Source organism: Bradyrhizobium sp. HKCCYLRH3059 (assembly GCF_051168035.1).
Lineage (GTDB): Bacteria > Pseudomonadota > Alphaproteobacteria > Rhizobiales > Xanthobacteraceae > Bradyrhizobium.
Genome location: NZ_JBNPUF010000016.1, coordinates 45,522 through 67,303, shown reverse-complemented (window position 1 = coordinate 67,303; position 21,782 = coordinate 45,522). Strand labels below are relative to the sequence as shown.

19 protein-coding genes are annotated in these 21,782 nt (G+C 65.5%); 10 read left to right on the top strand and 9 right to left on the bottom strand.

Annotated elements, in window-relative coordinates; all coding sequences use genetic code 11:
* Positions 1–13: 13 nt before the first annotated feature.
* On the bottom strand, positions 14–1,312 hold the full coding sequence (locus ACQR13_RS31750) for a TadE/TadG family type IV pilus assembly protein (protein ID WP_315717320.1): 1,299 nt from the start codon (positions 1,310–1,312) through the stop codon (positions 14–16).
* A 347-nt stretch (positions 1,313–1,659) separates the two neighbouring features.
* Here ACQR13_RS31750 and ACQR13_RS31745 point away from each other — a divergent pair, with 347 nt between their 5' ends.
* The 3 genes from ACQR13_RS31745 to ACQR13_RS31735 all read left to right on the top strand — a co-directional run bounded on the left by ACQR13_RS31745 (position 1,660) and on the right by ACQR13_RS31735 (position 3,906).
* Positions 1,660–2,067, top strand: coding sequence for a hypothetical protein (locus tag ACQR13_RS31745; RefSeq protein WP_315717321.1), 408 nt, complete (start codon positions 1,660–1,662; stop codon positions 2,065–2,067).
* A 110-nt stretch (positions 2,068–2,177) separates the two neighbouring features.
* Positions 2,178–3,353, top strand: coding sequence for a zinc-dependent alcohol dehydrogenase (locus ACQR13_RS31740; RefSeq protein WP_434842911.1), 1,176 nt, complete (start codon positions 2,178–2,180; stop codon positions 3,351–3,353).
* A 13-nt stretch (positions 3,354–3,366) separates the two neighbouring features.
* Positions 3,367–3,906 (top strand): hypothetical protein, encoded by a 540-nt coding sequence (locus ACQR13_RS31735; RefSeq protein WP_315717323.1) that lies wholly within the window; start codon positions 3,367–3,369, stop codon positions 3,904–3,906.
* Between the two features lie 26 nt (positions 3,907–3,932).
* Here the strand turns inward: ACQR13_RS31735 and ACQR13_RS31730 are convergent, their stop codons facing one another.
* Positions 3,933–4,751 carry a hypothetical protein gene (locus ACQR13_RS31730; protein ID WP_316188107.1) on the bottom strand — a complete coding sequence of 273 codons (819 nt, stop codon included), beginning with the start codon at positions 4,749–4,751 and terminating at the stop codon, positions 3,933–3,935.
* Between the two features lie 367 nt (positions 4,752–5,118).
* Between ACQR13_RS31730 and pgm the strand changes: the two genes are divergently transcribed.
* The 4 genes from pgm to ACQR13_RS31710 all read left to right on the top strand — a co-directional run bounded on the left by pgm (position 5,119) and on the right by ACQR13_RS31710 (position 10,411).
* Positions 5,119–6,759, top strand: coding sequence for a phosphoglucomutase (alpha-D-glucose-1,6-bisphosphate-dependent) (gene pgm / locus ACQR13_RS31725; protein WP_434863562.1), 1,641 nt, complete (start codon positions 5,119–5,121; stop codon positions 6,757–6,759).
* 218 nt (positions 6,760–6,977) lie between these two features.
* Positions 6,978–8,213 (top strand): lytic murein transglycosylase, encoded by a 1,236-nt coding sequence (locus tag ACQR13_RS31720; protein WP_315827133.1) that lies wholly within the window; start codon positions 6,978–6,980, stop codon positions 8,211–8,213.
* Positions 8,214–8,651: 438 nt separating this feature from the next.
* A complete protein-coding gene (locus ACQR13_RS31715) occupies positions 8,652–9,155 on the top strand; it encodes a DUF1993 domain-containing protein (protein ID WP_315717326.1) in 504 nt (167 codons plus the stop codon).
* A gap of 158 nt (positions 9,156–9,313) precedes the next feature.
* On the top strand, positions 9,314–10,411 hold the full coding sequence (locus tag ACQR13_RS31710; RefSeq protein ID WP_316226348.1) for an alkene reductase: 1,098 nt from the start codon (positions 9,314–9,316) through the stop codon (positions 10,409–10,411).
* Positions 10,412–10,585: 174 nt separating this feature from the next.
* On the opposite strand, the gene ACQR13_RS31705 is transcribed toward ACQR13_RS31710, so the two are convergent.
* The gene (locus tag ACQR13_RS31705) at positions 10,586–11,002 is read right to left on the bottom strand and encodes a hypothetical protein (RefSeq protein ID WP_316171622.1); all 417 of its coding nucleotides are present in this window, start codon (positions 11,000–11,002) and stop codon (positions 10,586–10,588) included.
* A gap of 516 nt (positions 11,003–11,518) precedes the next feature.
* A complete protein-coding gene (locus tag ACQR13_RS31700; RefSeq protein ID WP_316175829.1) occupies positions 11,519–13,912 on the bottom strand; it encodes a TonB-dependent receptor in 2,394 nt (797 codons plus the stop codon).
* Between the two features lie 312 nt (positions 13,913–14,224).
* Here ACQR13_RS31700 and ACQR13_RS31695 point away from each other — a divergent pair, with 312 nt between their 5' ends.
* Complete coding sequence (locus tag ACQR13_RS31695; RefSeq protein ID WP_434863561.1) at positions 14,225–14,860, top strand: response regulator transcription factor; 636 nt, start codon at positions 14,225–14,227, stop codon at positions 14,858–14,860.
* 126 nt (positions 14,861–14,986) lie between these two features.
* Here the strand turns inward: ACQR13_RS31695 and ACQR13_RS31690 are convergent, their stop codons facing one another.
* Positions 14,987–15,343, bottom strand: coding sequence for an EF-hand domain-containing protein (locus ACQR13_RS31690; protein WP_315827135.1), 357 nt, complete (start codon positions 15,341–15,343; stop codon positions 14,987–14,989).
* A gap of 957 nt (positions 15,344–16,300) precedes the next feature.
* Between ACQR13_RS31690 and ACQR13_RS31685 the strand changes: the two genes are divergently transcribed.
* Positions 16,301–17,143: a hypothetical protein gene (locus ACQR13_RS31685; RefSeq protein ID WP_315827005.1), complete on the top strand. Its 843-nt coding sequence runs from the start codon at positions 16,301–16,303 to the stop codon at positions 17,141–17,143.
* Between the two features lie 50 nt (positions 17,144–17,193).
* A complete protein-coding gene (locus ACQR13_RS31680; protein ID WP_316187205.1) occupies positions 17,194–17,535 on the top strand; it encodes a hypothetical protein in 342 nt (113 codons plus the stop codon).
* A gap of 23 nt (positions 17,536–17,558) precedes the next feature.
* Here the strand turns inward: ACQR13_RS31680 and ACQR13_RS31675 are convergent, their stop codons facing one another.
* The 4 genes from ACQR13_RS31675 to ACQR13_RS31660 all read right to left on the bottom strand — a co-directional run bounded on the left by ACQR13_RS31675 (position 17,559) and on the right by ACQR13_RS31660 (position 21,780).
* On the bottom strand, positions 17,559–18,500 hold the full coding sequence (locus ACQR13_RS31675; protein ID WP_316201132.1) for a TonB family protein: 942 nt from the start codon (positions 18,498–18,500) through the stop codon (positions 17,559–17,561).
* Entirely contained in the window at positions 18,497–18,922 is a 426-nt protein-coding gene (gene exbD / locus ACQR13_RS31670; protein ID WP_316187207.1) for a TonB system transport protein ExbD, read from the bottom strand. Before exbD ends, ACQR13_RS31675 begins: the two co-directional genes overlap by 4 nt.
* Positions 18,923–18,925: 3 nt before the next feature.
* On the bottom strand, positions 18,926–19,702 hold the full coding sequence (exbB, locus tag ACQR13_RS31665; RefSeq protein WP_316187208.1) for a tonB-system energizer ExbB: 777 nt from the start codon (positions 19,700–19,702) through the stop codon (positions 18,926–18,928).
* Positions 19,703–20,037: 335 nt separating this feature from the next.
* Positions 20,038–21,780 (bottom strand): ABC transporter substrate-binding protein, encoded by a 1,743-nt coding sequence (locus ACQR13_RS31660; RefSeq protein ID WP_315717375.1) that lies wholly within the window; start codon positions 21,778–21,780, stop codon positions 20,038–20,040.
* Positions 21,781–21,782: the final 2 nt, after the last annotated feature.

Sequence of the window (21,782 nt, the reverse complement as noted above, 5' to 3'; positions counted from 1 at the left end):
TGGACGACCTGCCCTATTTGGTCAGATGCGCCGATGCGATCGCCTGCTGGAACAGCGCGGTAAGCGCTGCGCCGATGCTGCCGCTCGAATCGACCTCGTAGTAGTAGCCCGGGCTGGCGCACGATTTCATGATGCCGCTGATCGAATCCCGCCATGGCGCGATATAGGTCGTGTACCAGCTGTTGTTGGTGATCGCGAGATAGGTGGTGTAGAGCACGGCGATCTTGATGCCACGAGCCTTCAACGCATCGCAGGTCGTCGTGTTCAGCGGTTCCTGGCAGCGGCCGCCCGAGAGAACTGTCTTGCTGCAGGTGGTCGGATAGGAATAGTCGGCGACGCCATCGGAGACGAAGAACAGCCATTTCTGCGGGCTGGTCGACGAGCCATCGCCCTGGGTCGGGATGACGCCGTTCATCGCGGACATCGCACCGTCGAAATCGCTGCACATGTCGTTGTTGTAGCCGCTGTAGGGGATCGTCATCAGGTCGAGCGAACCGACCGACGATTTCACCGAGGACATGCTCGAGGACAGGCTGGCGATGGTCGTCAGGCCGAGCGAGCCGCAGTCGCTGCCCAGGCTGTACACCGCCATGCGGTACTGGTTGCTGACGACCTGGCTGGCGGTCGCCGTGTCCGTGAGCGACTGCGTCGCGCTCCGGACGACGTCGATGCGCATCGTCACGCCCTTCTTCTTGGCGATGGAATAATAACTGTTGGTCTGCAGCGTCTTCTTCGAGCTGGACGTATAGGTGTCGTGGCAGGCGAAGGCGCACTTGTCGGACGTCGCATTCTGCAGCGTCGTCATGTCGGCCGTGGTCGCGCCGAGACCCTGCGACGGCGAGTTGTCGAGCAGAACGTAAAAGTCCATGTAGGTCGGGAACGAGGCCGAAGCCGACGACGAGGCCGAGACCGTCATGGTCGGGTAGCCGAACATGTGCATGAAGGCCGTCTTGACCACCACGGTGGCGCTGCCGGTCACGGTCCGCGCGGTGACGCTATCGCTGATATCGATGTTCAGCGAGTCCGCCGCCAGATTGTGCGCCGACATCTGGCCGTTGAACATGTTGGTCGCCGCCGTCTTGGCGTCCGACGCGGCGCCGCGCATGGCGGTGTAGCCGGTCGCGGCCAGCATCGCGGCGTCCATCGAAGCCGACAGCTTCGCCTTGGCGCGCACGGCCATCGAATAGTCGATCGCCGAGCCGACGAAGGCGAGGATCGGGAGCAAAGCAAGCGCGAAGATGATCGCGATGTTGCCGCTCTGGTCGCGACGGAACCGCGACAATAGCCTGAGGTATCTATTTCCGGCCAGCACGGCCACACTCCAACGAACACGGTGATGTTGCCGGGAATGTTGCGGATCAAGCGTTGCATTGGAATTGATGGAATTGCCGAGAATTGGTTACGTTGCGTTTCCGATTGTCGTAAGCGGCCTTTCTGCGGTGCCGTTGCACCACTCGGAGCGACATGACCGCCATGCGGACGCTTTTTTTTGCGGGCCCCGGCATCGAATGCCGGACGGATCTCATCGGCCCGCCGCCCCTGATCGGCGCGGCACCCCTCCTCTGGTACCCCGATTGCAAAGCGGCGGCACCGATTGCATAGTCCGCGCGGTTTGCAGCGCCGGGGCGCGCTGATTCTCTGGGGGAGTTGGGGACGACGATGGCGGATGCCGATCTTGATGCCGTGATCCGGCAACTGGCCAAGCAGCAGAACAAGGCCATTCTGGCAGCGGCGAAGAAGCGCAAGGACCGCTTCAACGGCATGGCCGTCAAGGCCAAGGACAAGGACGCCAAGGAGCGCTTCAAGCTGCTCGCCCGCGAGGCGGTCGAGCAGGCCAATGCCGCCGCCCGACGGCTCCTGATCTCCGCCGACAACGTCGCCGACAGCTACGCTCGCGCGATGCGCCAGGCCGCCGCCGCGGAGCTGCCCAGGAAGCCGGAGACCAAGCAGCCGGAGAAGAAGGCCGACGGTGCGGCGGCCAAGCCGCAAGGCGGCAAACAGGCTGGCAAGGCTGCCAGGAGGGATCCTGCGAGGCCCGCGCCGAAGAAGGCCGCCCGGAAGGCCTGAGCCGGCCATCGAGCGCGGGACGCCGCGCCACTCCGGAAAATTCCGCGCTCGATAGCAACCATCGCCGCGCCCTTCGACTTGCCTCCGCAACATTCTGTCCGGAGGACCGTATGAAGGCGCTGGTTTGGCATGGCAAAGAGGACATTCGCTGCGACACCGTCAGCGATCCCGAGATCGAGCATGACAGGGATGCCATCATCAAGGTGACGAGCTGCGCGATCTGCGGCTCCGACCTGCATCTGTTCCACAACTACATCCCGGCGATGATGCCCGGCGATATCATGGGCCACGAGACCATGGGCGAGGTCGTCGAGGTCGGTTCCGGCGTCAACGGCAAGCTCAAGAAGGGCGACCGCATCGTCGTTCCCTTCACCATCATCTGCGGCGAATGCGAGCAGTGCCGGCGCGGCAATTTCTCGGTTTGTGAGACCACCAACCGCAACAAGCATCTTGCCGAGAAGGTGTTCGGACACACCACTGCGGGCCTGTTCGGCTACACGCATCTCACCGGCGGCTATCCGGGAGGCCAGGCCGAATACCTGCGCGTGCCGTTCGCCGACGCCACGCACATCAAGGTTCCCGACGGCATGACGGACGAGCAGGCGCTGTTTCTCAGCGACATCTTCCCGACCGGATGGCAGGCGGCCGCGCAATGCGACATCGAGCCGGACGATACGGTCGCTGTGTGGGGCTGCGGCCCGGTGGGACAGATGGCGATCCGCAGCGCCATCCTGCTCGGCGCCTCCCAGGTGATTGCGATCGACCGCATTCCGGAGCGGCTGGCGATGGCCGAGGCCGGCGGCGCCATCCCCCTCAATTTCGACAAGGAGAGCGTGGTCGGGCGGCTGAACGAGCTGACCGACAACAAGGGCCCGGAGAAGTGCATCGATTGCGTCGGCTTCGAGAGCCACGTCACCCTTGCGCAGCCCGACAGCGTGATCGATCGCGCCAAGCAGATGTTCATGCTCGAGAACGACCGGCCGCACGTGCTGCGCGAGATCATCTATGTCTGCCGTCCCGGCGGCATCGTCTCGATCCCCGGCGTCTACAGCGGGCTGTCCGACATGGTGCCAATGGGCGCGCTGATGAACAAGGGCCTGACGATCCGCACTGGCCAGACCCACGTCAACCGCTGGACGGACGACCTCGTGCAGCGCATCGAGGATGGCCAGATCGACCCGTCCTTCGTCATCACCCACACCGTGCCGCTCGCGCAGGGACCTGAGATGTACCGCGCCTTCCGCGACAAGCAGGACAGCTGCGTCAAGGTCGTGCTGAAGCCATAAGGGATCGCATCGCATGTTTCATTTCTCGAATCTCGTGAGATCCAAGGGCGACCCCAAGATCATCTCGACCGGCCCCAGCTCGCTGACGCCGGCCGATCGTCTGGCCCGCGGGCTCGGCTGGTTCAGCATCGTGCTCGGCACGCTGGAGCTGCTGGCGCCGCACCGCGTCACGCATGCGCTCGGCATGGAGGGCCGCGAGGGACTGGTGCGGGCCTATGGCGTGCGCGAGCTGTTCGCCGGCGTGCTCACGCTGTCGGTGGAGAAGCGGGCCGGCCTGCTGAGCCGCGTCGCCGGCGACGGGCTGGACATGCTGACGCTGGCCGGTGAGCTCAGGCCGAGCAATCCGCGCGCGGGCAGCGTGCTGGCGGCGCTGGTCATGGTCGGAGGCATCACGGCGCTGGACTACATGTGCGCCCAGGACGTCAAGAGGCAGCACGATCCGCGACGCGGCCGCAAGCGCCTCTATAGCGACCGCAGCGGCTTTCCCAGGGGCATCGCGGCCGTGAAGGGCGCGGCGCTGCCGCGGCCGTCGCGCAGCACCGCCGCGACCTAGCCGGCCTGTGACAAAGCGTCCTGAAGCTACGGCTTCAGGACGACAGAGAACAGGCGAAAGCCCGCGACCTTCGGAAACGCCTCCGCGGCCTCCGGCGAGACCAGGGCCACCACGGCCGCGCTCACCTCGCCATTGTTCAACCGGGTGATCGCGGTGGCCTGCCCTTCCAGCAGCAGCACCTCCGTCGCACCGGCCGCATTCATGGCCGCGGTGATCTTCGCGTTGGACTTGGCGTAGCGCTCGTCGATCGCGATCACCTTGCCGCTGAGATCGCCCAATCCGCGCACGGTGGGACGCGCCAGCAGCACCGCGACGAGATGACTGTCGGCGGGCCCCTCTGGGACACGCAGCGCGGTCATCCGCTCGGCCAGCTCGGCCGCCACCGTCACCGCAGCCACCATGACGTCGCTCTGGACCTTGGCCGGATTCGGCATATCCGTCGTGACGGAGGGGGTCTTGATCACCGGCGCGGGCGCGCCGTCAGCCGGCGCGACCGGATCGGGCCGCGGCGTGCGCGCCGGCGCCGCGAGCGGCTTTTCGATCGGCTTGTCAATCGCCTTTTCAATCGTCTTGGCGGTGGCGATTGGCGACTTGACCCGGCGCTTTGCGGCGCGGGCGTGCTTGTGCTGCAGAGTCGCGCGGCGCGCGACCGCGGCTGCAGGCTTGTGGATCGTGTCGGCAGGCTCCAATGATTGCGGCGACTGGTCGGCGACGGGACCGTCCACGCAGGGCCTTCCGCTCAGATCGACGCAAGGCGAGGCCACCTGCGGCGTCACCTGGTGGCTGCAGCCGGCCAGGGCCAAGGTTGAAACGACGGCCAACGCGCCGAGACAAAGCGCTCTCACTTTTCCGCTCCTGACGACTCTCCCGCGCACGAGACGCGCCTCTGCTCCGGCCTGCTATTTCAACGGCCATCCGTTAAACTCAGGCTTAAGCGCCGGTCCCGGCACGCGGACTCAGTGAGGCGTGGTTAATGTCGCGCGCACAAGGCGGCGACATTGGCCGGCCTCGACCGCGAGAACCCGGCATTCCCTCAGCGGATATCAAATAGGCTTCACGCCGCCGCGGGGGGCGTGCACGAATTCCGTTGATCGGATCACCGCGCGCCGCCATGTTGCGGCAGGTTCGTCGCGACGCCCCGCGTTCCCTGCGCCCGCCGCGGCGGAACGAAGCGCCGCCGCAGATGTTTCTCGAACTTGCGAAGGATGCTCCATGGCCAAGACAGACCCCGCAGCCGGCAAGCCGATCGCCAATGCCGCGCTCGCCAACATTCCGCGGCTGATCACGGCCTATTATGCGCTGAAGCCCGACCCGCACGAGCCGACCCAGCGCGTCGCTTTCGGCACGTCGGGGCATCGCGGCTCGTCGTTGAAGACCGGCTTCAACGAGAACCACATTCTCGCCACCAGCCAGGCGCTCTGCGACTACCGCCGCCAGCAGGGCCTCGACGGCCCCCTCTTCGTCGGCATCGACACCCACGCGCTGGCCGAGCCGGCGCTTGCCAGCGCGCTCGAAGTGTTCGGCGCCAATGGCGTCGAGGTGATGGTCGACAAGGACGGCGGCTACACACCGACGCCGGTGATCTCGCACGCCATCATCTCCTACAACAAGGGCCGCACGGCGCATCTCGCCGACGGCGTCGTCATCACGCCGTCGCACAATCCGCCGGAGGATGGCGGCTACAAATACAATCCGCCGCATGGCGGCCCCGCCGACACGGATGCGACGGCCGAGATCGAGCGGCAGGCCAATGTGTATCTGGCCAACGACCTCGATGGCGTATCGCGCATCAGCTACAGCCAGGCCAAGCAGCGCGGCTCGTTGCACGCTTACGACTACATCACGCCCTACGTCGCCGATCTCGCCAACACCGTCGATCTCGACGCCGTCAAGGCGGCCGGGATCAAGATCGGCATCGATCCGCTCGGCGGCGCGGCGATAGCCTATTGGGCGCCGATCATCGAGCGCTACGGCCTCAATGCTGAAATCGTCAACGACGTCGTCGATCCCACCTTCCGCTTCATGACCGCTGACTGGGACGGCAAGATCCGCATGGACTGCTCCTCGCCCTACGCGATGGCGAGCCTGATCGGCATGCGCGAGCGCTTCGACGTCGCGTTTGCCAACGACACCGACGCCGACCGCCATGGCATCGTCACCCGCTCGGGCGGGCTGATGAATCCCAACCACTATCTGGCGACGGCGATCTCCTACCTGTTCGCTCACCGGCCCGGTTGGCGAAGCGATGCCGCGATCGGCAAGACCATCGTGTCGAGCTCGATGATCGACCGCGTCGCGCGCAAGCTCGGCCGCAAGCTCGTCGAAACCCCCGTCGGCTTCAAATGGTTCGTCGAGGGCCTCGGCTCCGGCAGCTTCGGCTTCGCCGGCGAGGAGAGCGCAGGCGCCTCGTTCCTGAAGCGCGACGGCACGGCGTGGACCACCGACAAGGACGGCCTGATCCTCGGGCTGCTCGCGGCCGAGATCATGGCCAGGCGCGGCCGTGACCCGAGCGAGCTCTACAAGGAGCTGACGGCCGAGCTCGGCGCGCCGGTCTATGAGCGCATCGACGTGCCGGCGAGCCCGCCGGCAAAGGCGGCGCTGAAGGCGCTGACGCCGGAAATGCTGAACCTGAAGGAGCTCGCCGGCGATTCCGTCCGCATGGTGCGTACGAAGGCTCCGGGCAACGGCCAGTCGTTCGGCGGCATCAAGGTCGAGACCGACTACGGCTGGTTTGCGGCGCGTCCCTCCGGCACCGAGGACGTCAACAAGCTCTATGCCGAGAGTTTTCGCGACGCCGAGCATCTCAAGCGGATCCAGAGCGAGGCCCAGGCGGCGCTGGCGAAGGTGGGATGAAAGGGCGAGTAGCGAATAGGGTTCTCGCCGTTTCCCATTCGCTGTTCGCCCCTGCCCCCTGCCCCCTTCCCTCCCGCCCCCCGCATCGGATATCGATGGCTGGACAACGACCTGACAGCCATCGGTGAGACCGGATGCGAAGCTCTTCGACTGCCTTGCGCGTCACCTTCAGCGCGCTCGCAACCTCGTTCACGCTGGTTGTCAGCGCCGCGGCGCAAATGGCGCCGGAGGCGGCCGCACCACGTCCGAAGCCGGCGCCATCGATGCGCGCCGCGGCCTGCCATAACGGCCAGAGCTTCGACCGGTTTCTCGCCGAGCTGAAGCAACGCGCCATTGCCGAAGGCGTGTCGCAGCGCGCGATCGCGGCCGCCTCGCCGTACCTCACCTACAACCAGGGCATCGTCAATCGCGACCGCGGCCAGCGGGTGTTCGGCCAACTGTTCACCGAGTTCGCCGGCCGGATGGCCGCGCCCTACCGGATGCAGAACGGCCAGCAGCACATCCGGATGCATGCGGCAGCGTTCGCACGCGCCGAGAAGGAGTACGGGGTGCCGCCGGCGGTCATCGCCGCGTTCTGGGGCCTGGAGAGCGATTTCGGCGCCAACATGGGCAATTTGCCGGTGCTGCCGTCGCTGGTGTCGCTGGCCTATGATTGCCGCCGCAGCGAGCGCTTCCAGAATGAGACCATCGCCGCGCTGAAGGTCATCGACCGCGGCGATCTCGCGCCGGAGGAGATGATCGGCTCATGGGCCGGCGAGCTCGGTCAGACGCAGTTCCTGCCGACCCACTACGTCACCTATGCCGTCGACTATGACGGCGATGGCCGCCGCGACCTCCTGCGCAGCGCGCCCGACGTGATCGGCTCGACCGCGAACTACATCGCGACCGGACTGAAATGGCGCCGCGGCGAGCCGTGGCTGGAGGAGATCCGCGTGCCCCAGGCGTTTCCGTGGGAGCAGGCCGATCTCACCGTCAAGGCGCCGCGCAGCAAATGGGCCGGCCTCGGCGTGACCTATGCCGACGGCCGGCCGCTGCCAAACGATGCGCTCGAAGCCTCGGTGCTGCTGCCGATGGGCCGCAACGGCCCGGCGTTCCTGGCCTATGCCAATTTCGCCGCCTACACCGAGTGGAACAATTCGCTGATCTATTCGACCACCGCGGCCTATCTCGCCACCCGCATCGCCGGCGCGGCGCCGATGCGCAAAGCCAGCGGCCCGGTCGCGCAACTGCCGTTCAACGAGATCAAGGAGCTGCAGCAGCTCCTGGTGAAGGCCGGTTTCGACGTCGGCAAGGTCGATGGCGTGCTGGGGCAGCAGAGCCGCATCGCGGTCAAAACGATGCAGGTGCGGCTCGGGCTGCCGGCCGATTCCTGGCCAACGGCGGAACTGCTCGTACGCATGCGCGGCACGCCGCGGGCGCAGGCGGCGCCGGCTTCAGCGACAGCGACACGGTAGGTGAGCCGACATCATCGCGCGGCGCTCCTCGTCTCTCAATTGCAGATGACTTATTGTCCGACTTCATGCGACCGTGTCGTCCGCTCTTCGCTATTCCAATTTATCACCTCGGAATTGGACGGCCAGATGATCGCTCAGGACAAAAGCGCGAGCAGACGGGCAATTGAAGCCCGATTTGGCTTGTAGCGCCGATCTTCATCCTGACCCTGTTCGGCCACCCAGGCTCGTCGTTCTCCACGACCTCGATCCGGCATTTCGGCCACGGCTTGGGGAAATCCTCCAGGGGACGCGTCCACAATCGCCGTGACCTCAGCGTGAACGACTGGAATGCACGGCGACCGCAAAAACCAGAAAGATGCAGTTGCATTCTCTTGGACGCCGCCCCATCTCCGAGGGCGCGCGCTTTCGTCGCGACGTCTCCTGCCAAAAGAGAGCATCATGTCCTTTTACGATTCGACCGTGCCGGCCTACCTCCAGATCCTCGGCAGCCTGTCCGGCCTGCTCAGCAAGGCCGAGGCCCATTGCGAAGCCAAAAAGATCGCCCCCGAGGTGCTGCTCGGCGCACGGCTGTATCCGGACATGCTGCCGCTCTCCAAGCAGATCCAGCTCGCCTGCGACTTCGCCGCCAAGGGCTGCGCGCGGCTTTCCCATAGCGAGGTCCCGAGCACGCCCGACACCGAGACGACGTTCGCCGAGCTTCGCCAGCGGCTTGCCAGAACCATCGATTACCTGAAGACGTTCCAGCCGGCGCAGTTCGAAGGGGCCGATAGCCGCGACGTCACCTTTCCAAGCGGGCCCAACACCACGCTGACCCTGAAGGGGCAGGACTTCGTCAACCGCGTCTCGTTTCCGAACTTCTATTTCCACGCCGCGATCGCCCACGGCATCCTCCGCCACAACGGCGTCGAAATCGGCAAGCGGGACTTCCTGGGCGTCGCCTGATCCCTTTCGTCTATTGCGACAGGCTATCCAACGGATGGCCCGTTGCGGCCGCTCCATCGCGCGGCACGTCTGCGCCGGACGGATACCTCGCGGCATTGCGCTGTTCGCGGCAATGCACAACTGACCACGATCCCCTCCCCTCTCCTGGAAAGATCCCGATGAGTGCATCCAAACTGTTCGCGCCATATCAGCTCGGTCCGGTCACCCTCGCCAATCGCGTCGTGATGGCGCCGTTGACCCGCAACCGCGCGGTGGACGGCCTCGCCCCGGGTCCGCTGACGGCCGAATATTACAGCCAGCGCGCCTCCGCCGGCCTCCTGATCTCCGAGGCCAGCCAGGTCTCGCAGCAGGGCCAGGGCTACCAGGACACGCCTGGCATCTATTCCAAGGAGCAGATCGCCGGCTGGCGCAAGGTGACCGACGCGGTGCATGCCAAGGGCGGGCGCATCTTCATCCAGCTCTGGCATGTCGGCCGTATCTCACATGTCTCGCTGCAGCCGAATGGCGGTGCGCCGGTCGCGCCCTCGGCGATCGCGGCCAAGACCAAGACCTTCGTCGGCGGTGCGTTCACCGACGTCTCGACGCCACGTGCGCTCGAACTCGCGGAAATTCCCGGCATCGTCGCGGCGTTCAAGCAGGCCGCGCTGAATGCGATCGAGGCCGGCTTCGACGGCGTCGAGATCCATGGCGCCAACGGCTATCTGCTCGACCAGTTCGCCAAGGACGGCGCCAACAAGCGCACCGACGCCTATGGCGGGTCGATCGAGAACCGCGCAAAGCTGATGCTCGAGGTTGCCAAGGCCGTGTCGGAGGCGATCGGCGCCGACAGGACCGGCATTCGGCTATCTCCGGTGACGCCGGCCAACGACATCTCGGATTCCAATCCGCAGGCGCTGTTCGACTACATCGTCGACCGGCTCGCGGCGCTGAATCTGGTCTACATCCACGTGATCGAGGGGGCGACCGGCGGCCCGCGCGACGTGGCGCCGTTCGACTACGCGTCGCTGCGCAAGCGCTTCAAGGGCACCTACATCGCCAACAACGGCTATGACCTCGCGCTCGCGAACAAACAGCTCGATGCCAACGCGGCCGACCTGATCGCCTTCGGCCGGCCGTTCATCGCCAACCCGGATCTGGTCGAGCGGCTCAAGGTCAGCGCGCCGCTCAACGAGCTCGACCGCGCCACCCTCTATGGCGGCGGCGAGAAGGGCTACACTGACTATCCGACGCTGAAAGCGGCGCAAGCGGCGGAGTAGTCGCCATCACGTAGGGTTGGTAAAGCAGCCGCCCGCAGGGCGGCCGCGTGCCCACCATGCCTCCGCGAGAGCGGAGGGAGCGGTGGGCACGGCGCACGAGAGGCCGCGCCTGTCGCAACATCTCGCTTCGCGCCTTTGCCCACCCTGCGCTTCTGCGATCCGGCACATCCCCACCTACATCATGCTGCCGGGCAGGAAGCACCGCACATCGATGCGCAGGCCCGTATTCAGCTCGCGATAATACACGGGCCATACCATCGTCCGGCCGGCGCGATTGGGCTCGGTCACCACGGCCTCTTCCGGAACGACCCACCATTGGCCTTCAATGCGAACACGGTAGCGGCCATCCTTCGTGTCCCAATCCGTGTCCGAGAGCGCGGTGCCATCCGCATCCGAGCAGCACGGCCCCTTGCCCGAACGCAGACTCTCGAACCAGCCCTTGAGCGGAGAATTGGCGTAACGCCCATCGAGATCGCGCGCCGCCGCATCGCCAAGCAGCAGAGAATGCGTCCCCAGACTGCCAGCGAGAAGCACGACAGAGATTGTCGCTCGTATCCAAGGAGGCACGTGGGGCCGGTGAACGGCATCCATCGATGACGTGATGATCGATACAAGGCTTGAAGATCTACGGCTCATGTGCGCCACCTCGCTGCTCGATACGATGCGCAATAGCTGGTCGGGTTCTGTGGCGGAAGTTCGTAGTTGGCGGAAACCGGTAGCAACTAATCGCGATGCTTCGCAAATTCCACAGGCGCGCAGCGATCTCGTTCACGAGGTCAGCGGGATAATTGCCCAAAATCCATCGTGAGCAGACTCATCGACGATTCATACCGGCTGCGTAGGGTGGGCAAAGCAGCCGCCCGCAGGGCGGTCACGTGCCCGCCGTGCATCCGCGCAAGCGGAAGGAATGGTGGGCACGGCGCGCGGTGGAGTTGAGCTCGCGGCATGCAGTATCGCACGCGCGCCTTTGCCCACCCTACGGCAGCGGAGGCACGTCACGCTTTTAGTCAAGCAAGAAAAAGGCCGGGATTTCTCCCGGCCTTCCTGCCACGGTGGGGGCTGCCGTGGCGCGGCGCGGATGCGCCTATGGTCGTCAGGATGCGAAGCTCAGAACTTCGCCCGGATGCCGGCATAGGCCGCGAGCGGCATCCCCGGAACCATGCTGCGCGGATCGTTAAGCGCGAACGCGGTTCCGCCACCGGCGGTGTTGAAGCCGGCGGGGTCGAACACGGTACCTGCCGAGTAATAGCGCTGATTGAACAGGTTCTGGATCAGGCCGAACACCTCGACGTTCTTGGTCACCTGATAAGATGTGTTGACGTTCACGACCCAGTAGGCCGGGACCTTCGGGTAGACGTTGGTCTCGTCGTGCAGCAGGTACTGGCTGCCGACATAGTTGACGCTCGCCCCGACCTTCCAGGCGTCGGTCACGGCATATTCTGCGCCGAGCTTCAGGCGGTGCGCCGGAATGCCGGGAATGTGGTTGCCGGAGACGACGCCGACCGGCACCCGCAGGAACGGATCGTTGACGTCGAAGGCGCTGCGGAAGGTGGCGTCGATGAAGGTGTAGTTGGCGTAGGCGGTCCACCGGTTCCAGGCCAGGTCGACCTTGGCCTCGACACCCTGGCGCAGCGTGGTGCCGGCGTTCTTGAAATAGCCGCGCACCGGGTTGGCCGGGTCGACGACTTGGATGATGTCGTCGGAATTCTCGGTACGAAACAGGCTGAGGCCCCAGCGCAGCCGCCAGCCATCATCGACCGCCACCGATTTGATCGGGGCCTTGCGGTAGGCCGGCAGGTCGGCGGCGTAGGCCGAGCGGCCGCCGGAAATCTCGCCGCGCAGGCCGCCTTCGACGGTGCGGGACACCACCTGCTTGAGCGGCGGATCGGCGATCAGGAAGTTGTCGATCAGGCAGGGATTGGCCGGATCGGAGCAGCCGAGCTCGAGCGGCGTCGGCGCGCGGTTGGCTTCTGAATAGCCCGCGTAGGCGGTCATGTCAGGCGTGATCTTGTAGGTCAGGCCGACCACCGGGTTGAAGCGCTGGAAATTGTTGTTGCTGTTCAGCAGCGGCGCGAAGCCGGTCTGGTCGCGCAGGTTGATCTGCGCCCAGTTGAAACGGCCGCCGGCCGTCAGCGCCAGCTGCGAGGTGATGTCGAAGGTGTTGGTCGCATAGATGCCGAGATAGGTGTTCTTGGCATTCAGATTGACGGGAGCAAGGCCCGCGTTGGGCTGGTCGATGTAGACGCCGAGGCCGGTGACGAACAGGTTGTTGTCGATGGTGCCGAGCTCGGATGTGGCCTGGAAGTTGGTATTGCCGTGATCGACGCTGGCGCCGACGACGAAATGGTTGTCATGGCCGAAGAGCTGCGTCGTTGAGGTCGCCTGCAGCGAGCCGCCATAGCTGTCGGTCTTGACGGTATTGCGGTCGATCTGACCGAGCGCCGCATCGCCCGCCAGCGTATTGGCGGTCGGACCGTTGCGGTTCATCTGGAACTCGGTGCCGGCGGCATCGCTGAGACAGAATTCTCCGGGGAACGCGCCCGCGGGGTCGCAGGCCGCAACCTCGGTGCTATTGCCATCGACGCGCGCGGATTTGTAGTTGCGGTAATAGCCGTTGGCCTGGATCGACAGCGTGTCGGTCGGCGTCCACTTTGCGCTGGCCTGCACCATCTGCATCTGCAGATGCAGCGACTGCGGCCAGGTATAGACGCTGGACCAGCGCTGGTTCAGCATCTCGATCGGTGTCGCGGCGACCGAGCCGAGCTTGTTGTCGGCACCGGTGAAGGAGAGATGGAATTCGGTATTGTCGCCGCGCGCGCCGAAATCGGCATACATGCGCCGGATCTGCGAGGCCGACGAGTAGTCGCGCCAGCCGCGGTCATAGGCGCCTTCCGCCGCGATATAGGCCGAGTAGGTGCCGTTGTTCCAGCCGTATTGAGCGCCCGACTGGATCCGGCCGAACGAGCCGCCGAACAACTGCGCTTCCCCGCCCTGGTAGTTGAAGCCGTTCTTCATCTCGATCGACAGCGCACCGCCGGTGGCGTTGAGGCCGAACAGCGGATTGTTCGGCATCAGGGTCATGCGTGCGATCGCCATTTCCGGGATCAGGTCCCAGTTCACGACGTCGCCGAAGGCCTCATTGATGCGGGTGCCGTTCTGGTAGACGGCGATGCCCTGCGGCGTCCCGAGCACCGGCGAGGCAGTCTGACCGCGATAATTCAAGTCGCGCTGGAACGCGTTCCCGGTCTGGTCGCTGAGGGAGACCCCGGGCACCGATTGCAGGATGCTGTCGAGCAGCGTCGGCGCGCGGCTGTGGTCGAGCTCCCGCGCCCCGATGGTTTCGACATTGGAAGGAATCTTGTCCTTCGCGATCTCGCTGCCCTGAACGGGCGAGACGCCGACCACCTCGATGGTCTGCAGGGTTTGCTGCGCGAACGCAGCCGCAGGCAGCAACGCACAGGTCGCGAGAAGCGCGCTCTTCAGCGCCGACAGTCTGGTCAAGACGTCCCCCAGTTTCTTGTCGACCGGTTCCGGCAACAGCCCACGCCCCTGAGCCTTTACCCGCACCAGAACTGGCCGATTTACCCGTCTACGAACGTTAACATTCGTAAACAGCCCTCCAGTTCGTCGCAACGGGCAATATTCTTCGGCCCCTAGGGACAATCTTCCCGGATCCGGAAAGTGGCGATCGATTCGCCGAGCTATCTCCCAGCCTCGGCCGCACTGTTGCACCCGATCCTGGTTTGCAAGGGAACTCACATGGTAGAGAAAGCATCGGCGCCGTCGGCGCCATAAGGGCAAGACCTTCATCGGATGTATCGCGTTCTGCTCGTCGATGACCACCCGGTCGTGATCACGGCCTGCCGCTGGCTGCTGAACGAAGCCGGTATCCGCGCGCTGTCCGAGGCACACGATGCCGACAGCGGGTACGACGCCTATGTTCGTGACCGGCCGGACGTCGCGATCGTCGATCTGCGCCTGCACGGGCAGGAGCTCGGCGGCATCAATCTGATCGAACGCATGCGGTCGCACGATCCCCGCGCCCGGATCCTGGTCTTCAGCATGCATGCCGATCCGCGCATCGTCCGCTCGGCGATCGACGCCGGCGCCAGCGGCTATCTGCTGAAGGACGCGCCGCCGCACGAGCTGCCCAAGGCGTTGGAGCAGGTTCGAGCCGGCGGCACCTATCTCGATCCGCAGCTCGCCACCCGCATCGCCCTGCTCCGCGCCAACCCGGACGGCATGGCGGCCCCTGCGCTGACCCCGCGCGAGCGCCAGGCCCTTGCGCTGCTGGCCCAGGCGAAATCCTATCAGGCGATCGCCGACCATCTCGGCATCAGCTACAAGACCGTCATCAACCTGACCTACCGGCTGCGTCAGAAGCTCGGGGCCCGCAGCCTCCCCGACCTGGTTCGTCTCGCAGTGGAAATGTCCCGCCCAAGCATGTGAGGGCCAATCGCCTTCCTGCCGGCGCGCCACGAGCATCCGCCTGAAAGACGAGGGCCTGCGACGGTCTCCCGTCACAGGCCCTCGAGCTCATGTCTATGTCGCGTCGGTCCAGTGCGGACCGATGTCTCACTTCAGCAGCTTGGCCACCGACTTCAGCTCTTTCGAGTCGAGCGTGCCGTCACCGTCCGGATCAGCCGCCTTGAAGCGGCCTTCCACCAGCGCGAGATACTCGTCCTTGGTCAGCGTGCCGTCCTTGTCGGGATCAGCGGCCTTGAGATCCTTGGCCGAAACGCGGCCGCGCAGCTCCTTGGCGTCGAGCGTGCCGTCGTGGTCGCGATCGAGACGATCGAACAGAGCGCCGGCGGCGGTGCGGACCTCGTTCATGTCGGCGGTGCCGTCCTTGTCGGGGTCGATCGAGGTCAGCAGCTTGGAAGGGGCCGGTGCACTGACAGCGATCGTCGACGTGCCGACGATCGCGGCCATGCCGACGGCAGCGGCCGTCATCATCAGTTTCCAATTCATCGAATTGATCCTTTGTCTCCGCCGTCCAAGGGGCGGCGATGAAGGGCACGAAAACAACGTATGCGAGCGTCGGCGGTTTCACCGGCAACGCGCCATACATCGCTTTGACCTATGGGAGGCCTTGTCATTTCGCAAGTGCAAGAACGCGACGCCCGGGAAATTCCCGCAAGAGCGTCGGGACTAGAACCTCGGTCCGTGCAGAAAATATCTCCCCGGACGGTCACGACGCGGACCGCTATCGTGGTCGAAGACACCTCCTCCTGCCTCGGCCTGGGCATTGGCGACGTGGCGTCCGCGCTTCGCGACATGCCTTGCGGTTCTGGCACCGCTCCCCGATGACCCCTGTCGGACTTGCCCAACCTGACCTCTCTTGCCGGCCTGGGTTTGATTCCACCAGGCTTCCAGCTGGTCCCGCAGCGGCTCCTCCGCGAAGGCGCGTCCATCCGGCAGCAGCGTGGACAGAAGCAGTGTGAGCACCAGTCCGAGCCGCATCGGCCGAGCGGACAAGCGGCGACGATGACCGGGTGTGTGAAGCACGGGCGTGTCCATTCTCTGGCTGATCCGGCGATCAGCAATGCATGCTGCAACACATGTTTTCCTCGCTCTATGACCTCAATGTGTTTGCAGCACGCCACATTCATCACCGCGTTGAGATTCACTCGCGAAATGGCCGCCATATTGTCCCGGTCAAAATGTCCCGTTCGACTTGCCAAAACATCCCTATTCCTCGTCGAAACAGCAAGGGCCGGAGCAATTGCGGCATTCGACGACTGATCGTTTCCCGATCGCGTCATCTTTCAGCCGACAGGCCCGCATGTTTTCGCCCCGCCGACTCGTTAGCTCATCAGTTGAAGGGAGCGCGGGGACATGCAGCCGAACGGCATCGCCAGGAGTACAAAAAGACGATCGCGATTGTACATGGCTGCCGGTGCTCTCGTGCTCGCGCCGTTCGGTGCAGCGGCAGAGGAGATCCAGGGCAATGACCCCGCCTCGCCCGGACATTTCCAGGTCGAACAGCGCTTCGGCTATCTGACAACCTTCAATCCGCAACAGAACGGCGGACGCCGCGTGCCGCAGCGTGCGGTCACCGGCGAGACCGAGATCGGCTACTCGCCGACCGAATGGTACGAGATCGCGTTGACCTCGCCCTACGCCTTTGCCCGCACCAATGTGCCGATGGCGCTGGGCAACGTGATGGACAATGGCGTGCCCGGCTATTCATTCCAGTCCGGCGGCGTCACCATTCGCCAGACCTTCATCCAGGGCGACCGGCTCGAGCGCACCGTCTTCCTCGGCCTGGTGTCACGCACCATCCTGGCGCCGCAGGGCGGCCTGACGCCGGACCTGTGGGTCGCCAACAAGGCCGGCGCCGGCCAGCCCGGCGCGCCGCGCTTCGTGCAGGAGGCGACGCCGCGGGTGGCGCAGATGTTCACGCCAATCATCGGCGTCAACCTGCCCAACGACTATCAGCTCATCTTCAACGCCAACATGACCTTCGGCATCGACGGCGCCGGCTCGGCCTTCGAGCCCTCGGTGCGCTTCGTCAAGCGATTGAGCGACCGCTGGACCGTCGGCATCGAGCATTTCTCCAATCTCGGACCGTTCGGCTACGTCCTGCCCTGGAATCAGCAGATGCAGACGCTCTATGCCGTCGCCGACACCCGCTTCAAGGGCTTCGAGTTCAGCTTCGGCGTCGGCTATGGCCTGACCAACGCCTCGCGCGGCCTCGCGATCAAGACCAGCATCGGCAAGGATTTCTGAGCCGCAGCCCCCGCCATCCCATGCTCAATGATAAGAAAAGGACACTCGTCATGCGTCGCCTCGTCTCTGCCTGTACGCTGCTCATGCTGGCCGGCTCTGCCGCATCCGCCGACGACGGCCCGCGCTTTCTCAACCGCACCGGCCAGACGATCGTGAAGATGTATCTTGCCGCTGCCGGCACCAAGAACTGGGGCACCGACCAGTGCAAGAACGACGACGAGGGCATGGTCGACCACAACGAGCGCATGACCTTGGTCGGCGTGAAGTCAGGCCGCTACGACATCAAGCTGTCCGAGCAAGGCGGCCGCACCTGCATCGCCAAGAACGTCGAGCTCAAGGAAGGCGCGCAGTTCGTCGTGCGCGATACCGATCTGACCGGGTGCTCGAAATAGGCGACGCGCGCAGGACGCGGCGCTCAACGCTGTCGCAGACGCAGCGGAACGTTGAGCGCTTCCTGCGCCTGCCGCATCACGGGGGGAAAGCGCGGGAACGGCGCGGCGCGTTCCACACTCGACAGCGCCGCGCGATCGAGCGCGGGCGAGCCGGAGCTGCCGACAAGGCGCCGTGACAGAAGTCGACCGTTACGGTCGATCACGACCGTCACGGTCGCCGTGCCACTGGCGCCGTTGCCGTCGGATGGATAGCTCGCGGCGCGGGCGATGCTCGCGCGCACCTGGCTGTTCCAGTCGGCCTGGCCCTCGCGCGCGCCTTGGCTGTCCTCCCCTGCATTGGGCGCCAACGCGACGCGCGACGGTCGGCTGGCCGGTGCCGCTGGCTTCGGCGGCGCGGGCTTCCGCTCGGCCATCTCCTTGGCCTCTTTCTTCTCGGCCGGCTTGCGTTCGACGCGCTCGGGAATGGGAGCTGGCTTCGCCTCCGGCGGCTTCGCCTCGATCGGCTTCGGCGCTGGCGGCGGCGGCAGCACGATGTCGTCGGCGCGCGGCGGCTCGGGCGCCAGCGCGACCTGCGGCAATGGCTCCGGACTCGCGATCACCTCGGGCACCGGCTCGGGCTGCGCCAACACCTGCGGCTCGGGCGGCTGCGGCACCGGCTCGGCCACGGCTTCGCGCGCGACGGCCTCCTCCTTGGCCGGCTCCGGCTTTGGCGGCTCCGCGGGCGGCGTCGGATCGGCCGGCGGCGCCTCCTGGATCGCCGGCGCAGGCTCGCTCACGACCGCCGGCGTGAACACGACGTCGAACGCTTCTGCCTGCGCGCGGCCCTGCGGCGCCGGGCGCAGCAGCCAATAGCCGGCGGCAAACCCGACATGCAGCGCCGCGACCACGATCGCAGCGATCGTCCACAGCGTCCGCTCGCGGCGAGCCTCGTCATTGTCGAACGGCTCGAGCGTCAGCACGCTCACGGCGCACTCCGGTCTTCGAGCGCGACAAGCGCCACCTTGGTGTAGCCGGCGCGGCGCAGGGTGTTCATCAGCGCCATCACCTCGCCATAGGGCAGCGTCTGGTCGGCGCGCAGCAGCACGCGCTGGCCACGATCGGACTTGGTGGCGGCATCGAGCGAGGCGGCGATGTCGGACTGGGCGACGCTCTGGTCGCCGACGGCGAGCGAGCGGTCGGCCTTGAAGGTCACGAAGACCGGCGTCTCCGCGCGCGGCTGTGGCTCCGCCGATATCGCCGGCAGGTTGACCGGGATGTCGACGGTGGCGAGCGGCGCCGCCACCATGAAGATGATCAGCAGCACCAGCATGACATCGATGAACGGCGTCACGTTGATGTCGTGCGTCTCCTCGAACTCGTCGGTGCGCCGGGCTAGCTTGACGGCCATGGCTCACTCCGCCGGATTGGCGATCGACAGCAGCGGCGCGTCGACCGCGCGGATGGCGCTGCGCCGCGCCTCCGTGGGCCCGGCGTGCTGACGATCGAGATCACGGCTGAGCAGCCGCATCACCGCGACCGACGCATCGGCGATGACGGCGCGATAGCCGCCGGTGGCGCGCGCGAACAGGTTGTAGATCACGACCGCGGGAATCGCGGCTGCGAGGCCGAACGCGGTGGCGAGCAGCGCCTCGGCAATGCCCGGCGCGACCACCGCGAGGTTGGTGGTGTGGGCATGCGAGATGCCGATGAAGCTGTTCATGATGCCCCAGACCGTGCCGAACAGGCCGACGAACGGCCCGACGGCGCCGACGGTGGCGAGAATGCCGATGCCGCGGCCGATCCGCGCCACCGCCGCGGCCTCGATCCGCTCGAACTGCCAGGAGACGCGCTCCTTGATGCCATCGGCGGGGAGGCCACGCGACTTGTCAATTTCGTCATCGGCGACGGCCAGCAGCCGTCCGACCACACCGTCGTCGGCGGAAATGCGTCCCGTCGCATCCGACAGCGCGCGCGCGGCCAGCGCGATGCCGAGCGCGCTGCGCGAGGTGCGCAGTGCCGCGCGGAGCTGGATCGTCTTCACCACCAGAACGGTCCAGGTTGCGACCGAAGCCAGCGCCAGCCCGATCATCACCGACTTCACGACGATGTCGGCCTGCATGAACATGGTCCAGGGCGACAACGCCTCCGGCAGCGTGCTCGCGATATTGGCGATGTGCGCCTGATCCATGGCCGTACTCCCTCGGTGGCCCCGTGGTTGGTGATCACGATCCCGGCGTGGATCGCATGGGGCCATGCCGGATCGTGTCGAGGCCTTGTTGTTTCGTGTCGTTGGGGCAAAGTCACGGCGAAGATCGCGACAATCCCGATCGTCAAAGAGTGCCGCCTGTCCCCACCGGCTTCAAGGCACTTGCTGCGTGGAAGTTGTCCCATGCGGACCGGGAATAATTCCCGAATGGAACGGGAAGCCCCTCACCTCTGGGCCAAAAGAAAAGGCCGGGATTGCTCCCGGCCTTCGTGATGGGATCGCCCGGTCGAGCCGGGCGATGACTTCAGAGCGTTGGCTCACTTCGCCTCGGCGCGCTTCGGCGGGGTGGCCGGCCACGACTTGATCAGGGTGTCGTAGTCGATCGTCTCGCCCTTCGGCTTCTCGTTCGCGAGCTTGCGCTGCGGAGCGATGTTGCCGTCCTTGGCCGACTTGTTGAACCAGAACTCGGCCGATTCCTTCTTGTTCAGTTTCGGACCGCACTCGCCCTGGACCTTGGACTTCTCCAGACGCTCGAGGACGGAGTCCTGAGCGGCCGCGAGCGCGTCCATCGCCTGCTGCGGGGTCTTCGCACCGGACGACGCATCGCCGATGTTCTGCCACCACAACTGCGCCAGCTTCGGATAGTCGGGCACGTTGTTGCCGGTCGGGGTCCACTGCACGCGCGCGGGCGAGCGGTAGAACTCGATCAGGCCGCCGAGCTTCGGCGCACGCTCGGTGAACGACTTGTCCCAGATGTCGGATTCACGGATGAAGGTGAGGCCGACATGGCTCTTCTTCAGCGACACCGTCTTGGAGACGATGAACTGCAGGTACAGCCAGGCGGCCTTGCGGCGATCCGGCGGGGTCGACTTCAAGAGCGTCGCAGAACCGGCATCCTGGTAGCCGAGCTTCATGCCCTCCTTCCAGTACGCGCCATGCGGCGACGGGGCCATGCGCCACTTCGGCGTGCCGTCCGCATTCACGACCGGCAGGCCGGGCTTCACCATGTCGGCGGTGAAGGCGGTGTACCAGAAGATCTGCTGAGCGACGTTGCCCTGCGCCGGGACCGGACCGGCCTCGGAGAAGGTCATGCCCTGCGCCTGCGGCGGCGCATACTTCTTCATCCAGTCGAGATACTTCGCGATCGAGTAGACGGCCGCCGGGCCGTTGGTGTCACCGCCGCGCTCGATCGACGAGCCGACCGGACGGCAGCCTTCCATGCGGATGCCCCATTCGTCGACCGGCAGGCCGTTCGGGATGCCCTTGTCGCCGTTGCCGGCCATCGACAGCCAGGCGTCGGTGAAGCGCCAGCCGAGCGAGGGATCCTTCTTGCCATAGTCCATGTGGCCATAGACCTTGACGCCGTTGATCTCCTTGATGTCGTTGGTGAAGAACTCGGCGATGTCCTCATAGGCCGACCAGTTCACGGGCACGCCGAGGTCGTAGCCATACTTGGCCTTGAACTTGGCCTTGTAGTCCGGATTGGTGAACCAGTCGTAGCGGAACCAATACAGGTTCGCGAACTGCTGGTCGGGCAGCTGATAGAGCTTGCCGTCCGGCGCGGTCGTGAACGACTTGCCGATGAAGTCGTTGACGTCGAGCATCGGATCGGTGACGTCCTTGCCTTCGCCCTTCATGTAGTCCGACAGCGCGATCGTCTGGCCGTAACGGAAGTGGGTGCCGATCAGGTCGGAGTCGTTGATCCAGCCGTCATAGACGTTCTTGCCGGACTGCATCTGGGTCTGCAGCTTCTCGACGACGTCACCTTCCTGGATAATGTCGTGCTTGAGCTTGATGCCGGTGATTTCGCTGAACGCCTTGGCGAGAGTCTTCGACTCGTATTCGTGAGTCGTGATGGTCTCGGAGACGACGTTGATCTCCATGCCCTTGAAGGGCTCGGCGGCCTTCGCGAACCACTCGAGCTCCTTCTTCTGCTCTTCCTTCGACAGCGTCGAAGGCTGGAATTCGCTGTCGATCCACTTCTGGATCGTGGCGTCGTCCGCACGTGCCGGCACGGACAGCGTCATAGTGGCGGCGAACAGCGCAGCAGCGCTGGTCATCG